At 57.1% G+C, this 14,106-nt stretch carries 13 protein-coding genes; 9 read left to right on the top strand and 4 right to left on the bottom strand.

The window, feature by feature from the left end; all coding sequences use genetic code 11:
* Nucleotides 1-42: 42 nt before the first annotated feature.
* Entirely contained in the window at nt 43-2,031 is a 1,989-nt protein-coding gene (gene tkt, locus ACOTY9_RS06975; protein ID WP_063667029.1) for a transketolase, read from the bottom strand.
* Nucleotides 2,032-2,050: 19 nt separating this feature from the next.
* Nucleotides 2,051-3,001: a transaldolase gene (gene tal, locus ACOTY9_RS06970; protein ID WP_014884754.1), complete on the bottom strand. Its 951-nt coding sequence runs from the start codon at nt 2,999-3,001 to the stop codon at nt 2,051-2,053.
* Between the two features lie 289 nt (nt 3,002-3,290).
* Between tal and maeB the strand changes: the two genes are divergently transcribed.
* Nucleotides 3,291-5,570, top strand: a complete 2,280-nt coding sequence (gene maeB, locus ACOTY9_RS06965) for an NADP-dependent oxaloacetate-decarboxylating malate dehydrogenase (protein WP_014884753.1) — start codon at nt 3,291-3,293, stop codon at nt 5,568-5,570.
* Nucleotides 5,571-5,649: 79 nt separating this feature from the next.
* Here the strand turns inward: maeB and hemF are convergent, their stop codons facing one another.
* The gene (hemF, locus tag ACOTY9_RS06960; RefSeq protein ID WP_014884752.1) at nt 5,650-6,549 is read right to left on the bottom strand and encodes an oxygen-dependent coproporphyrinogen oxidase; all 900 of its coding nucleotides are present in this window, start codon (nt 6,547-6,549) and stop codon (nt 5,650-5,652) included.
* A complete protein-coding gene (gene amiA / locus ACOTY9_RS06955; protein WP_014884751.1) occupies nt 6,549-7,424 on the bottom strand; it encodes an N-acetylmuramoyl-L-alanine amidase AmiA in 876 nt (291 codons plus the stop codon). Before amiA ends, hemF begins: the two co-directional genes overlap by 1 nt.
* A 212-nt stretch (nt 7,425-7,636) precedes the next feature.
* Here amiA and ACOTY9_RS06950 point away from each other — a divergent pair, with 212 nt between their 5' ends.
* From ACOTY9_RS06950 to cysA, 8 genes are all read left to right on the top strand, one after another.
* On the top strand, nt 7,637-8,062 hold the full coding sequence (locus ACOTY9_RS06950) for a GNAT family acetyltransferase (protein ID WP_050861896.1): 426 nt from the start codon (nt 7,637-7,639) through the stop codon (nt 8,060-8,062).
* Nucleotides 8,049-8,498: a DUF2919 domain-containing protein gene (locus ACOTY9_RS06945; RefSeq protein WP_045134551.1), complete on the top strand. Its 450-nt coding sequence runs from the start codon at nt 8,049-8,051 to the stop codon at nt 8,496-8,498. The genes ACOTY9_RS06950 and ACOTY9_RS06945 overlap by 14 nt, the downstream gene beginning before the upstream one ends.
* A 63-nt stretch (nt 8,499-8,561) precedes the next feature.
* The gene (locus tag ACOTY9_RS06940) at nt 8,562-9,137 is read left to right on the top strand and encodes an RpoE-regulated lipoprotein (RefSeq protein WP_050861897.1); all 576 of its coding nucleotides are present in this window, start codon (nt 8,562-8,564) and stop codon (nt 9,135-9,137) included.
* 92 nt (nt 9,138-9,229) lie between these two features.
* Entirely contained in the window at nt 9,230-10,129 is a 900-nt protein-coding gene (locus ACOTY9_RS06935; protein WP_023331044.1) for a Dyp-type peroxidase, read from the top strand.
* A 163-nt stretch (nt 10,130-10,292) separates the two neighbouring features.
* The gene (locus tag ACOTY9_RS06930) at nt 10,293-11,306 is read left to right on the top strand and encodes a sulfate ABC transporter substrate-binding protein (RefSeq protein ID WP_050861899.1); all 1,014 of its coding nucleotides are present in this window, start codon (nt 10,293-10,295) and stop codon (nt 11,304-11,306) included.
* Nucleotides 11,306-12,139 carry a sulfate/thiosulfate ABC transporter permease CysT gene (cysT, locus tag ACOTY9_RS06925; protein ID WP_023331042.1) on the top strand — a complete coding sequence of 278 codons (834 nt, stop codon included), beginning with the start codon at nt 11,306-11,308 and terminating at the stop codon, nt 12,137-12,139. The genes ACOTY9_RS06930 and cysT overlap by 1 nt, the downstream gene beginning before the upstream one ends.
* On the top strand, nt 12,139-13,014 hold the full coding sequence (cysW, locus tag ACOTY9_RS06920; RefSeq protein WP_023331041.1) for a sulfate/thiosulfate ABC transporter permease CysW: 876 nt from the start codon (nt 12,139-12,141) through the stop codon (nt 13,012-13,014). The genes cysT and cysW overlap by 1 nt, the downstream gene beginning before the upstream one ends.
* Nucleotides 13,004-14,098: a sulfate/thiosulfate ABC transporter ATP-binding protein CysA gene (gene cysA / locus ACOTY9_RS06915; RefSeq protein WP_014884743.1), complete on the top strand. Its 1,095-nt coding sequence runs from the start codon at nt 13,004-13,006 to the stop codon at nt 14,096-14,098. Before cysW ends, cysA begins: the two co-directional genes overlap by 11 nt.
* The last annotated feature ends 8 nt before the right edge of the window (nt 14,099-14,106 follow it).

Raw genomic sequence — 14,106 nt, 5'->3', positions numbered from 1 at the left:
GGCCGGGTAAGGCGTAGCCGCCACCCGGCAACGAAGACCGCACTAAAGCACGCTCAACGCCTTCTCCACCACGTTCTCAACGGTAAAGCCGAAGTACGGGAACAGCTTGTCGGCAGGGGCGGACTCACCGTAGCCCCGCATACCGACAATCGCCCCTTTCAGCCCCACATACTTATACCAGTAGTCGGCAATTCCGGCTTCCACCGCCACGCGCGCCGCGACGCTGGAGGGGAGCACCGATTCACGGTATGCCTCGTCCTGGGCATCAAAGATATCCGTTGAAGGCAGGGAAACGACGCGCACCGCGTGACCTTCGGCAGTCAGTTTCTCCGCTGCTTTCACCGTGATTTCCACCTCAGAACCCGTGGCAATCAGGATCACGTCCGGTTTGCCGCCGCTGTCCTTCAGGATGTACCCGCCGCGGGCGATATTTTTCACCTGCTCCGGGGTGCGTTCAATTTGGGCCAGGTTTTGACGCGACAGGATCAGCGCCGTCGGGCCGTTATGGCGCTCAACCGCCAGCTTCCAGCCCACTGCCGCTTCGACCTGATCGCACGGACGCCATGTGCTGAAGTTTGGCGTTAAGCGCAGGCTCGCCAGCTGTTCCACCGCCTGGTGCGTCGGGCCATCTTCACCCAGCCCGATAGAGTCGTGGGTGTAGACCATGATCTGCCGGGCCTTCATCAGCGCCGCCATGCGCGCTGCGTTACGGGCGTACTCAACGAACATCAGGAAGGTGGCGGTGTAGGGCACGAAGCCGCCGTGATGGGCGATGCCGTTGGCAATGGCGGTCATCCCGAACTCGCGCACGCCGTAGTGGATATAGTTTCCGGCGATGTCCTCTTTCAGCGATTTCGAGCCCGACCAGATGGTCAGGTTACTCGGCGCCAGATCCGCCGAGCCGCCGAGCAGTTCGGGCAGGATAGGGCCGATGGCATTCAGGGTGTTTTGCGACGCCTTACGGGTGGCGATTTTCGCCGGGTTAGACTGCAGGTTTTCAATCAGTGCCTGGGTTTTATCGTCCCAGTCTTCCGGCAGTCCACCGCTCATGCGGCGGGAAAACTCAGCCGCCAGTTCCGGATATGCTTTTTTGTAGGCTGCAAATTTTTCGTTCCAGGCATGCTGGGCTTTTTCACCCGTTTCGCGCGCATCCCATGCCTTGTAGATCTCTTTCGGGATCTCAAACGGCGGGTATTTCCAGCCCAGTTTCTGTCGGGTCAGTGCCACCTCTTCTTCGCCGAGCGCCGCGCCGTGCGCTTCTTCTTTACCTGCTTTGTTTGGTGAGCCAAAGCCGATGACCGTACGGCAGATAATCAGGGACGGTTTGTCCTTCACGCTCTGCGCTTCCTGAATCGCTTTTTTCACCGCTTCAGGATCGTGGCCGTCGATCTCATGCACGACGTGCCAGTGATAGGCTTCGAAGCGTTTCGCCGTGTCGTCGGTGAACCAGCCCTCGGTTTCCCCGTCAATGGAGATGCCGTTGTGGTCGTAAAAACCGATCAGCTTGCCGAGCCCCAGCGTGCCCGCCAGCGAGCAGACTTCATGCGAAATCCCCTCCATCAGGCAACCGTCACCCATAAACACATACGTGTAGTGATCGACAATCTCGTGGTCCGGCTGGTTAAACTGTGCCGCCAGCGTGCGTTCGGCAATCGCGAGTCCGACGGCGTTGGCCAGCCCCTGACCCAGCGGTCCGGTGGTGGTTTCGACACCCGGCGTATAGCCGATTTCCGGGTGACCCGGGGTTTTCGAATGCAGCTGGCGGAAATTCTTCAGCTCCTCAAGCGGCAGAGCATAGCCGGACAGGTGCAGCAGGCTGTAGAGCAGCATCGAGGCGTGGCCGTTAGACAGAATAAAGCGGTCACGATCGTACCAGGCAGGATCGTTGGGGTTGTGCTTCAGGAAGTCGTTCCACAACACTTCGGCAATATCAGCCATGCCCATGGGGGCGCCAGGGTGGCCGGAATTGGCTTTCTGCACAGCATCCATGCTGAGGGCGCGGATGGCATTGGCGAGCTCTTTACGGGACATAGTTCACTCCATGGCAAGGTTAAAGTTTGGCGGCGAGTAGGTCTTCAAGTTTGCGCTGGTCGACGGCGAACAGGCGGATGCCTTCCGCCAGTTTATCCACGGCCATCGCGTCCTGATTGTGCTCCCAGCGGAACTCGGCTTCGGTCATGGCCTTCGGTTTCGGCAGGACGGTGGAGGTTGGCACCAGTTTGCGGATCACCGTCTCTTCTTTGTCCTGCAATTCTTTAAGCAGGTTAGGGGAGATGGTCAGGCGGTCGCAGCCTGCCAGGGCGAGGATCTGCTCGGTACGGCGGAAGCTGGCCCCCATCACGATGGTTTCATAGCGGTGCTGTTTGTAGTAGTCGTAGATATTTCGCACTGACTTCACGCCCGGATCTTCCTCGACTACGTACGGGTCCATGGGCTGTTTCGCCTGATACCAGTCGTAGATGCGCCCGACAAACGGCGAGACGAGGAACACGCCCGCTTCAGCACAGGCGCGTGCCTGTGCAAACGAGAACAGCAGCGTCAGGTTGCAGTGGATACCCTCTTTTTCCAGCACCTCTGCCGCGCGGATACCTTCCCACGTCGACGCGAGCTTGATCAGAATGCGTGACGTATCAATTCCCTGCTCCTGGTAGAGTTCAACCAGACGACGCGCTTTCGTAATACTCTTTTCTTTATCGAACGAGAGGCGGGCGTCCACTTCGGTCGAGACGCGTCCTGGAATGCTTTTCAGAATTTCTGCACCAAAATTAACCGCCAGTTTGTCGCTGGCTTCGGCAACCTGTTGCTCCTGCGTTTTGCCGCGCTTCTTGCCGTAAGCAATCGCGTCATCAATCAGATGGCTAAAATGGGCAAGCCCTGCCGCTTTCAGAAGCAGGGAAGGGTTGGTGGTCGCGTCCTCCGGCTGATAGTGGCGAATCGACTCGATATCGCCGCTGTCCGCAACCACGGTGGTGAATTGTTTGATGCCGTCTAGCTGGTTCATAAATCATTACTCCTTGGAAATAAAAGAGTTAGATGAGTGCGTTAGTTCACACTTCTGAGAAAATCATGATGGACTTAACAAAAAAGCATAGCAGACGGGGGAGGCATTGCTTTTGAGGCGGGTAACATGGCTGTTATAAATTGATAACAATTTTTAATGTGTGATGGTGAGAGTTTGGCAGCCTTCAAAGTTTATGCGCTGTCCTGAGGCGATACTAGTCGGCACACCAGGGTGTGCATCAGGATCGCAAACGTCACCCTTTTGACCGATACGTGAAAGGAAAAATAAGATGGATGAGCAGTTGAAACAGAGTGCCCTCGATTTTCACGAGTTCCCCGTTCCGGGCAAAATCCAGGTTTCCCCAACCAAGCCGCTGGCGACTCAGCGCGATCTGGCGCTTGCCTACTCACCGGGCGTGGCGGCACCGTGTCTGGAAATCGAAAAAGATCCGCTGGCGGCCTATAAGTACACCGCGCGCGGTAACCTGGTCGCGGTGATCTCTAACGGTACGGCGGTACTCGGCCTTGGCAACATTGGTGCGCTGGCGGGTAAGCCGGTGATGGAAGGGAAGGGCGTTCTGTTCAAGAAATTCGCCGGTATCGACGTGTTCGATATCGAAGTGGACGAGCTGGACCCGGATAAATTCATTAACGTCGTCGCCGCGCTGGAGCCAACCTTCGGCGGTATCAACCTGGAAGACATCAAAGCGCCGGAATGTTTCTATATCGAGCAGAAGCTGCGCGAGCGTATGAACATCCCCGTGTTCCATGACGACCAGCACGGTACGGCCATTATCAGCACCGCCGCCATTCTGAACGGCCTGCGCGTGGTCGAGAAAAATCTTTCCGACGTGCGTATGGTGGTCTCCGGCGCGGGCGCGGCGGCCATCGCCTGTATGAACCTGCTGGTGGCGCTGGGGATGCAGAAACACAACATCGTGGTTTGCGATTCCAAAGGCGTGATCTACAAAGGCCGTGAGCCAAACATGGCGGAAACCAAAGCGGCGTATGCGGTGGACGATGACGGAAAACGCACTCTTGAGGACGTGATTGACGGTGCGGACATCTTCCTTGGCTGCTCGGGCCCGAAAGTGCTGACCCAGGAGATGGTGAAGAAGATGGCGCGTGCGCCAATGATCCTGGCCCTGGCGAACCCTGAACCGGAAATTCTGCCGCCGCTGGCGAAAGCGGTGCGTGAAGACGCCATTATCTGTACCGGCCGTTCGGACTACCCGAACCAGGTGAACAACGTGCTCTGCTTCCCGTTCATCTTCCGTGGCGCGCTGGACGTTGGCGCAACGGCGATCAACGAAGAGATGAAGCTGGCAGCGGTTCATGCCATCGCGGAACTGGCGCATGCCGAGCAGAGCGAAGTGGTGGCTTCTGCCTATGGCGATCAGGATCTGAGCTTCGGGCCTGACTACATCATCCCTAAACCGTTTGACCCGCGACTGATCGTGAAGATCGCGCCAGCGGTGGCCAAAGCGGCAATGGACTCCGGCGTGGCAACGCGCCCGATCCAGGACTTCGACGCTTACGTCGATAAACTCACCGAGTTCGTCTACAAAACCAACCTGTTTATGAAGCCAATTTTCTCTCAGGCCCGCGCGGACGCAAAACGCGTGGTGCTGGCGGAAGGGGAAGAGGCGCGCGTGCTGCATGCCACCCAGGAGCTGGTGAGTCTCGGGCTGGCGAAGCCGATCCTGATCGGTCGTCCGAGCGTGATCGAAATGCGCATTCAGAAACTGGGGCTGCAGATTAAGCCGGGTGTGGACTTTGAGATCGTCAATAACGAATCCGATCCGCGCTTTAAAGAGTACTGGAACGAATACTACGCGATCATGAAGCGTCGTGGGATCACCCAGGAGCAGGCGCAGCGGGCGGTGATCAGCAATACCACGGTGATCGGCGCGATTATGGTCCATCGCGGCGAAGCGGATGCGCTGATCTGCGGTACCATCGGCGATTACCACGAGCATTTCAGCGTGGTGCAGGAGATCTTCGGCTACCGCGAAGGGGTTCACGCCGCCGGAGCGATGAACGCGCTGCTGCTGCCAAGCGGGAACACGTTTATCGCCGATACCTACGTTAACGACGATCCAACCCCGGACGAGCTGGCGGAGATCACCGTGATGGCGGCAGAAACCGTGCGTCGCTTTGGTATTGAGCCGAAAGTGGCGCTGCTATCGCACTCTAACTTTGGTTCGTCTAAATCAGCGGCGGCGTGCAAAATGCGTCAGACGCTGGAGCTGGTGCGCGAGCGTGCGCCGGAGCTGATGATTGACGGAGAAATGCACGGCGATGCCGCGCTGGTGGAAAGCATCCGTAACGAGCGTATGCCGGACAGCCCGCTGAAAGGCTCGGCAAACATCCTGATTATGCCGAACGTGGAAGCGGCGCGTATCAGCTACAACCTGCTGCGCGTATCCAGCTCTGAAGGGGTGACCGTAGGGCCGGTACTGATGGGCGTGGCGAAACCGGTGCATGTATTAACGCCGATTGCCTCTGTGCGCCGCATCGTGAACATGGTGGCGCTGGCGGTGGTTGAGGCGCAGACGCAGCCTCTGTAGCGGCGGTGCGTCGGGTGGCGCGTTCGCTTACCCGACCTACGGGTTAACCAGGCCGGATAAGCGCAGCGCCATCCGGCAATTACACCCAGTCGCGTACTTTCAGAAACTCACTCAAGGCAGCCTCCGGGCTGCCTTCTTTTGGCTCGTAACAGTATTCCCAGCGTACCAGCGGCGGCATCGACATTAAAATCGACTCCGTGCGCCCGCCGGTCTGCAGGCCGAAGAGCGTCCCGCGATCCCACACCAGGTTAAACTCCACGTAGCGCCCGCGGCGATAAAGCTGGAATTCGCGCTCGCGCACGCCATAGTCGATATCTTTACGTCGTTCGACAATGGGCAAATAGGCCTCAGTAAAGCCTTCGCCCACCGCGCGCATAAAGCTGAACGCGGTATCAAAATCGGGCGTGTTGAGATCGTCAAAGAACAGTCCACCGATGCCGCGCTGCTCGTCGCGGTGCTTCAGGTAAAAGTAGTCATCGCACCACTTTTTAAATTTCGGGTAGACGTCTTCGCCAAACGGCAGACAAAGGTCGCGCGCGGTGGTGTGCCAATGCACGGCGTCCTCTTCGAAACCGTAGTAGGGCGTTAAGTCGAAACCGCCGCCGAACCACCAGACCGGATCGGCCCCCGGTTTTTCAGCAATGAAAAAGCGTACGTTAGCGTGACTGGTCGGCACAAACGGATTATGCGGATGCACCACCAGCGAAACGCCCATCGCTTCAAAACTTCGGCCCGCCAGCTCAGGACGATGCGCTGTCGCAGAGGCGGGCATAGCGTCACCATGAACGTGGGAAAAATTCACCCCCGCCTGTTCAAAGATGCCGCCATTTCGCAATACGCGGCTGCGGCCACCGCCGCCTGCCTCACGCTGCCAGTTATCCTCCTGAAATTCACCGCCGTCTGCGGCGGCCAGTTTCTGGCAAATCTCATCCTGCAGTTGCAGCAGGAACGTTTTGACCAGTTGAGCATTGGGTTTCATTAACGTTTCCTGGCGTGCGCTTTTTGGTTATCGAACCAGTTGAAGTAACTGATAATGCCGGAAGCGATGGCGTTAGCAATCTTCTGGCGAAACGCCGTGGTGCCGAGCAGCCGCTCTTCTTCCGGGTTGGTAATAAAAGATGTTTCCACAAGTACGGACGGAATTGAAGGTGACTTCAGCACCACAAACGCCGCCTGCTCGGTGCTTTTACTGTGCAAGCGGTGCACCGGCTTAATCCGTTTGAGGATATGCGAGCCGAGCGTCAGGCTATTTTTGATGGTGTCCGTCTGCACGAGGTCGAACAGCACCTGCTGTAACAGATGATCTTTGTCCGTGGCCTTCTTCCCGGCCACTTCATCCGCCCGGTTCTCACGGTCGGAGAGGTATTTTGCCATGGCGCTACTGGCCCCACGGTTGGACAGGGCAAACACCGACGCGCCCGCGGCTGACGGGTTGGTAAAGCCGTCAGCGTGAATCGACATAAACAGATCCGCGCCGTGTTGATGGGCGATCTCCACGCGGTCATACAGCGGGATAAAGGTGTCGCCAGAGCGCGTCAGACGGGCGTCAATGCCGTTGCTGCGTAAAATTGCGCGCACGTTTTTTGCAATCGCCAGCACGACGTGTTTTTCTTTTGACCCGTTTTTGCCGATGGCGCCGGTATCAATCCCGCCGTGGCCCGGGTCCAGCATCACCAGACGCTTTGCACCTGGCTTTTTGGTTTTGGGTTTACTGTGTCCGTTACTGGTTTTGAGCGTGCTCTCGTCTTTCGCCTGAGCCTGCTTTGCAATACCGGTTAACGTTAAGGCCGCCAGCCCCGCTTTGAGAACCTGACGACGCGATGTGAGTGCTTTTAATGGTTTGAATGTGCTCATGCGGCCTGAATACTAAAAAAAGGGGTCCTGGTGTTATATCGTATCGTGTTTCCCGTTACGACAGTCCTTATTGAGAATTGTTTTACTTTTCATTTCAATACGTGACAAAGTGACATTATGCCAAATTTTGGCGAGATTTTCCCCGGTTATTGGCTAAACGTCCCGTACGCGCCATAATCACTGTTTTTGAACCCGAAAAGGCGGTTAATACCATGGAGATACGCGTTTTTCGCCAGGAAGATTTCGAAGAGGTGATCACCCTTTGGGAGCGCTGCGATTTGCTGCGTCCGTGGAACGATCCGGAGATGGACATCGAACGGAAGGTGAATCACGACGTCAGTCTGTTTCTGGTCGCGGAAGTGAATGGCGAGGTTGTCGGCACCGTCATGGGCGGCTATGACGGCCATCGCGGCTCGGCTTATTATCTGGGGGTCCATCCGGAATACCGTGGGCGTGGCATCGCGAATGCGTTACTGAACCGGCTTGAGAAGAAGCTGATTGCCCGCGGCTGCCCGAAAATTCAGATCATGGTGCGGGAAGATAACGATGTGGTGCTGGGCATGTATGAACGTCTGGGCTATGAGCACTGTGACGTGCTGAATTTAGGTAAACGCCTGATCGAAGATGAAGAGTACTGAGATCCACCCGGGAGACTATGACGCGCAGGGCCGCCTCAGGCTGCCTTTTTTATTCTGGTGCGTTCTGCTGCTGCAGGCGCGAACCTGGGTGCTGTTTGTGATGGCTGGCGCGTCGCGCGGGCAGGGCGACACGCTGCTGAATCTCTTCTATCCCGATCACGATGCCTTCTGGCTTGGCTTATTGCCCGGCATTCCCGCCGTTCTGGCGTTTTTGGTCAGCGGACGGCGGCATCTGATTCCACGCTTTTGGGGCGCGCTTCGCTGGCTGCTGATCATTGCCCAGACTGCGCTACTCTTTTGGCAGCCTGTACTCTGGTGGTACGGTGAACCGCTAACGGGTATCGGGATTGCGCTGGTGATCGCGGATATTGTGGCGTTGCTGTGGCTGCTGACAAATCCCCGGCTACGCGCCTGTTTTACGCAAGAGTCAGATTAGAACGGCACTTTTTACCGAAGTCGTACTCCAACAAGCGTTGATTTAACACGTAAGGACGTTTCAATGAAATCGCTGCGTTTACTTTTATGCGCTCTCCCGCTGGCATTAACCGGCTGTTCAACGCTCTCCTCCATCAACTGGTCCGCAGCCTATCCGTGGAATTGGTTTGGCGCGTCCACGGAAGTGACCGAGCAGGGCGTAGGAAAAATTACCGCATCAACCGCGCTCGATCAGGATGCCATTCAGGACGCCCTGAGCAGTGACTACCGCCTGCGTAGCGGCATGAAAACCGAGAATGGCAACATTGTGCGGTACTTTGAAGCGCTAAAAGGGGACAAACTGGCGCTGGTGATTAATGGCGATAAAGGCACGGTGAACCACATTGCGGTGCTCGACGACGAAATCCCGACCGCCAGCGGTGTGAAAGTGGGTACGCCGTTTAGCGATCTGTATAAACAAGCCTTTGGCAACTGCACCAGCGCGCCTTCCGACGAGGGCGTCGCGGTGGAATGTAAGGCGGAAGGCAGCCAGCACATCAGCTATGTCTTCACCGGTACCTGGAGCGGTCCGGAGGGATTAATGCCGTCTGACGACACGTTGAAAAGCTGGAAAGTGAGCAAAATAGTCTGGAAGCAGTAATTTGCGCCTGAACAAACCGCCTCGCTGAAATCCGGGTATAATACCCGCCATCAATGCCACGCTGACGTGGCATCTTTATTTCAGGAGGAGCGATGTCTCAGGTTCAGAGTGGCATTTTGCCAGAACATTGCCGCGCGGCGATTTGGATCGAAGCCAATGTCAAAGGGGACGTGGATGCCCTGCGTGCGGCCAGTAAAGCGTTTGTTGATAAACTGGCGACTTTCCAGGCCAAATTCCCGGATGCCCATCTCGGCGCCGTTGTTGCTTTTGGCAATAACGTCTGGCGTCAGCTGAGCGGCGGCGAAGGGGCGGAAGAGCTGAAAGACTTTATCCCTTACGGTAAAGGTCTGGCTCCGGCCACCCAGTACGATCTGCTCATTCATATTCTCTCTCTGCGTCACGATGTTAACTTCTCCGTTGCCCAGGCCGCGGTGGCAGCGTTCGGCGACAGCATTGAGGTGCAGGAAGAAGTTCACGGTTTCCGTTGGGTAGAAGAGCGCGATCTGAGCGGCTTCGTCGACGGCACGGAAAACCCGGCGGGTGAAGAGACGCGTCGTGACGTGGCGGTCATCAAAGATGGCGTGGATGCGGGCGGCAGTTACGTGTTCGTGCAGCGCTGGGAGCATAATCTCAAGCAGCTTAACCGCATGAGCGTGCATGACCAGGAGATGATGATTGGTCGCACCAAAGAGGCGAACGAAGAGATCGACGGCGATGACCGTCCGGTGACCTCTCACCTGACCCGCGTTGACCTCAAAGAAGAGGGCAAAGGGCTGAAGATTGTCCGCCAGAGCCTGCCGTATGGCACCGCAAGCGGCACCCACGGTCTTTACTTCTGCGCGTACTGCGCACGCCTGTATAACATCGAGCAGCAGTTGATGAGCATGTTCGGCGACACTGACGGCAAGCGCGACGCGATGCTGCGCTTCACCAAACCGGTAACCGGCGGCTACTACTTCGCGCCGTCCGTTGAGCGTCTACTGGCGCTTTAACGCCCCTCACCCGAACCCTCTCCCCGCAGGGGAGAGGGGGATTGCAGCCTTATTCCCTTTTCTGCTTCTAAATCACCAAACGGTATATAAAACCGTTACTCCTTTCGACCTCGTTATAAATATTATGACTATAAGATAGTCATCACATTTATAAGGGTGCGCAATGGCCGTTACTGTACTGAAAAAAGGAACTCTGGCGCTGGCAGGTTTATTGCTGGTGGCCCAGGCGCAGGCGACTGAGCTGCTGAACAGTTCGTACGACGTCTCCCGCGAGCTGTTTGCCGCCCTTAACCCACCGTTTGAACAGCAGTGGGCGAAAGACAATAACGACGATAAGCTGACCATCAAACAGTCCCATGCCGGTTCTTCCAAACAGGCGCTGGCGATATTGCAGGGACTGAAGGCGGATGTCGTGACCTACAACCAGGTTACTGACGTGCAGATCCTGCACGACAAGGGCAAACTTATCCCTGCTGACTGGCAGAGCCGTCTGCCGAATAACAGCTCGCCGTTCTATTCCACCATGGGCTTCTTGGTGCGTAAGGGTAACCCGAAAAATATCCACGACTGGAGCGACCTGGTGCGTTCTGACGTGAAGCTGATTTTCCCAAACCCAAAAACCTCCGGTAACGCGCGTTACACTTATTTAGCGGCGTGGGGTGCGGCGGACAAGGCTGACGGTAACGATAAAGCCAAAACCGAGCAGTTCATGACCCAGTTCCTGAAAAACGTTGAAGTGTTTGATACCGGCGGCCGCGGGGCAACCACCACCTTCGCAGAACGTGGGCTGGGCGATGTGCTGATCAGCTTTGAGTCTGAAGTGAACAACATCCGCAAACAGTATGAAGCGCAGGGCTTTGAGGTGGTTATCCCGAAAACCAACATTCTGGCCGAGTTCCCGGTGGCGTGGGTGGATAAAAACGTGAAGGCAAACGGTACTGAGAAAGCGGCAAAAGCCTATCTCAACTACCTGTACAGCCCGCAGGCGCAGACCATCATTACCGATTACTACTACCGCGTGAATAACCCGGACGTGATGAACAAACTGAAGGATAAATTCCCGCAGACCGCACTGTTCCGCGTGGAAGATCATTTCGGCTCCTGGCCTGAGGTGATGAAAACGCACTTTGCCAGCGGCGGTGAGTTAGACAAGTTGCTGGCGGCGGGGCGTAAGTAATGTTTGCAGTCTCGACCAAACGCGTGCTGCCGGGTTTTACCTTAAGTCTGGGCACCAGCCTGCTGTTCGTCTGCCTGATCCTGTTGTTGCCGCTCAGCGCACTGGTGATGCAACTTGCGCAGATGAGCTGGGCGCAGTACTGGGACGTGGTCACCAACCCGCAGGTGGTGGCCGCCTATAAAGTGACGCTGCTGTCGGCGTTTGTCGCCTCCATTTTTAACGGTGTGTTCGGCCTGCTGATGGCGTGGATCTTAACCCGCTATCGTTTCCCGGGCCGCACGCTGCTTGACGCACTGATGGATCTGCCGTTTGCGCTGCCGACGGCTGTTGCGGGCTTAACCCTTGCGTCGCTCTTCTCCGTGAACGGACTGTACGGTGAGTGGCTGGCAAAGCTTGATATCAAAGTCACCTATACCTGGCTTGGTATCGCGGTGGCGATGGCCTTTACCAGCATCCCGTTTGTGGTGCGTACCGTGCAGCCGGTGCTGGAAGAGTTGGGTCCGGAATATGAAGAAGCGGCGGAAACGCTGGGGGCCTCGCGCTGGCAGAGTTTCCGCAAGGTTGTGTTGCCGGAACTCTCCCCGGCGCTGATGGCGGGCGTTGCGCTGTCGTTTACCCGCAGCCTCGGTGAGTTCGGCGCGGTGATTTTTATCGCCGGGAACATTGCCTGGAAGACGGAGGTCACCTCGCTGATGATTTTCATCCGTCTTCAGGAGTTTGATTATCCGGCGGCGAGCGCCATTGCTTCGGTGATCCTCGCAGCCTCACTGCTGCTGCTGTACTCAATTAACACTCTGCAAAGTCGCTTTGGTCGACGTGTGGTAGGTCACTGATGGCGGAAGTTACGCAATTGAAGCGATACGATGCTCCCCGTATCAACTGGGGTAAATGGTTTCTGATTGGCGTGGGCGTGCTGGTGTCCGCCCTCATTCTCGTCGTGCCGACGGTGTATATCTTCGTTCAGGCGTTCAGCAAGGGGCTGATGCCCGCGCTGGAGAACCTGGCGAATCCGGACATGCTCCATGCCATCTGGCTGACCGTACTGATTGCCCTGATCACCGTGCCGGTGAACCTGGTGTTCGGGACGCTGCTGGCGTGGCTGGTGACGCGTTTTAACTTCCCGGGACGTCAGCTGCTGCTGACCCTGCTGGATATTCCGTTTGCCGTGTCGCCGGTGGTGGCGGGTCTGGTGTACCTGCTCTTTTACGGCTCTAACGGCCCGCTGGGCGGCTGGCTGGATGAGCATAACCTGCAGGTCATGTTCGCCTGGCCGGGTATGGTGCTGGTGACTATCTTCGTGACGTGTCCGTTTGTGGTGCGCGAACTGGTGCCGGTGATGTTAAGCCAGGGGAGCAACGAAGACGAAGCGGCGGTGCTGCTGGGCGCGTCAGGCTGGCAGATGTTCCGTCGCGTGACGCTGCCAAATATCCGCTGGGCGCTGCTTTACGGCGTGGTGCTGACCAACGCCCGAGCGATTGGTGAGTTTGGTGCCGTTTCCGTCGTCTCCGGCTCCATCCGCGGTGAAACCCTGTCGCTGCCGTTACAGATTGAATTACTGGAACAGGACTACAACACCGTCGGTTCCTTTACTGCCGCAGCGTTACTGACGCTGATGGCTATTTTGACCCTGTTTTTGAAGAGTGTGGTGCAGTGGCGTTTAGAGAATCAGGAAAAACGTCAGCATCAGGAGGGAAATCATGAGCATTGAGATTGCCAATATTAAGAAGTCTTTTGGTCGCACCCAGGTGCTGAATGATATCTCGCTGGATATCCCTTCCGGACAAATGGTGGCGCTGCTGGGGCCGTCTGGCTCAGGTAAAACCACGCTGCTGCGAATTATCGCCGGGCTTGAGCATCAGACCAGCGGGCACATTCGCTTTCACGGCACCGACGTGAGCCGCCTGCATGCCCGCGATCGTAAAGTGGGTTTTGTGTTCCAGCACTATGCGCTGTTCCGCCACATGACCGTGTTTGACAACATCGCGTTTGGCCTGACCGTGCTGCCGCGTCGCGAACGCCCGGATGCCGCCACCATCAAAGCGAAAGTGACTAAGCTGCTGGAGATGGTGCAGCTGGCACATCTGGCGGATCGTTTCCCGGCGCAGCTGTCTGGCGGACAGAAACAGCGTGTCGCGCTGGCACGTGCGCTGGCCGTTGAGCCGCAAATTCTGCTGCTGGACGAACCGTTCGGCGCGCTGGATGCGCAGGTGCGTAAAGAACTTCGCCGCTGGCTGCGTCAGCTGCATGAAGAGCTGAAGTTTACCAGCGTCTTCGTGACCCACGATCAGGAAGAGGCGATGGAAGTGGCGGACCGCGTGGTGGTCATGAGCCAGGGCAACATCGAGCAGGTTGACGAGCCGGAGCAGCTCTGGCGTGAACCGGCGACCCGTTTCGTGCTGGAATTTATGGGTGAAGTGAACCGTCTGCAGGGCACCATTCGCGGTGGACAGTTCCACGTCGGCGCGCACCGCTGGCCGCTGGGCTATACCTCCGCGCATCAGGGGCCGGTCGATCTGTTCCTGCGTCCGTGGGAAGTGGACGTGAGCCGCCGCACCAGCCTGGATTCACCGCTGCCGGTGCAGGTACTGGAAGCTAGCCCTAAAGGGCACTACACCCAATTGGTGGTACAGCCGCTGGGCTGGTATACCGAGCCGCTGACCGTCGTCATGCGTGATGATGTGCCGCCGCACCGGGGCGAGCGTCTGTTTGTCGGCCTGCAGCATGCCCGTATTTATCACGGGAAGGAGCGCATCGAGACGCGCGAGAATATTGCTCTGGCGGAGTCAGCCTGATAGGTTAT

Origin of the sequence: Enterobacter cloacae complex sp. SHL012 (assembly GCF_049237505.1) — a bacterium.
GTDB classification, from domain to species: domain Bacteria; phylum Pseudomonadota; class Gammaproteobacteria; order Enterobacterales; family Enterobacteriaceae; genus Enterobacter; species Enterobacter kobei.
This window is presented reverse-complemented; position numbering and strand designations above follow the sequence as displayed.

What these genes read in the sequence shown, in the direction of transcription:
- amiA (WP_014884751.1), bottom strand. Translation starts at nt 7,424, where the DNA reads ATGAGCACATTCAAACCATTAAAAGCACTCACATCGCGTCGTCAGGTT.
- ACOTY9_RS06945 (WP_045134551.1), top strand. Translation starts at nt 8,049, where the DNA reads ATGAAGAGTACTGAGATCCACCCGGGAGACTATGACGCGCAGGGCCGC.
- cysA (WP_014884743.1), top strand. Translation starts at nt 13,004, where the DNA reads ATGAGCATTGAGATTGCCAATATTAAGAAGTCTTTTGGTCGCACCCAG.
- cysW (WP_023331041.1), top strand. Translation starts at nt 12,139, where the DNA reads ATGGCGGAAGTTACGCAATTGAAGCGATACGATGCTCCCCGTATCAAC.
- maeB (WP_014884753.1), top strand. Translation starts at nt 3,291, where the DNA reads ATGGATGAGCAGTTGAAACAGAGTGCCCTCGATTTTCACGAGTTCCCC.
- cysT (WP_023331042.1), top strand. Translation starts at nt 11,306, where the DNA reads ATGTTTGCAGTCTCGACCAAACGCGTGCTGCCGGGTTTTACCTTAAGT.
- ACOTY9_RS06930 (WP_050861899.1), top strand. Translation starts at nt 10,293, where the DNA reads ATGGCCGTTACTGTACTGAAAAAAGGAACTCTGGCGCTGGCAGGTTTA.
- ACOTY9_RS06950 (WP_050861896.1), top strand. Translation starts at nt 7,637, where the DNA reads ATGGAGATACGCGTTTTTCGCCAGGAAGATTTCGAAGAGGTGATCACC.
- ACOTY9_RS06940 (WP_050861897.1), top strand. Translation starts at nt 8,562, where the DNA reads ATGAAATCGCTGCGTTTACTTTTATGCGCTCTCCCGCTGGCATTAACC.
- tkt (WP_063667029.1), bottom strand. Translation starts at nt 2,031, where the DNA reads ATGTCCCGTAAAGAGCTCGCCAATGCCATCCGCGCCCTCAGCATGGAT.
- ACOTY9_RS06935 (WP_023331044.1), top strand. Translation starts at nt 9,230, where the DNA reads ATGTCTCAGGTTCAGAGTGGCATTTTGCCAGAACATTGCCGCGCGGCG.
- tal (WP_014884754.1), bottom strand. Translation starts at nt 3,001, where the DNA reads ATGAACCAGCTAGACGGCATCAAACAATTCACCACCGTGGTTGCGGAC.
- hemF (WP_014884752.1), bottom strand. Translation starts at nt 6,549, where the DNA reads ATGAAACCCAATGCTCAACTGGTCAAAACGTTCCTGCTGCAACTGCAG.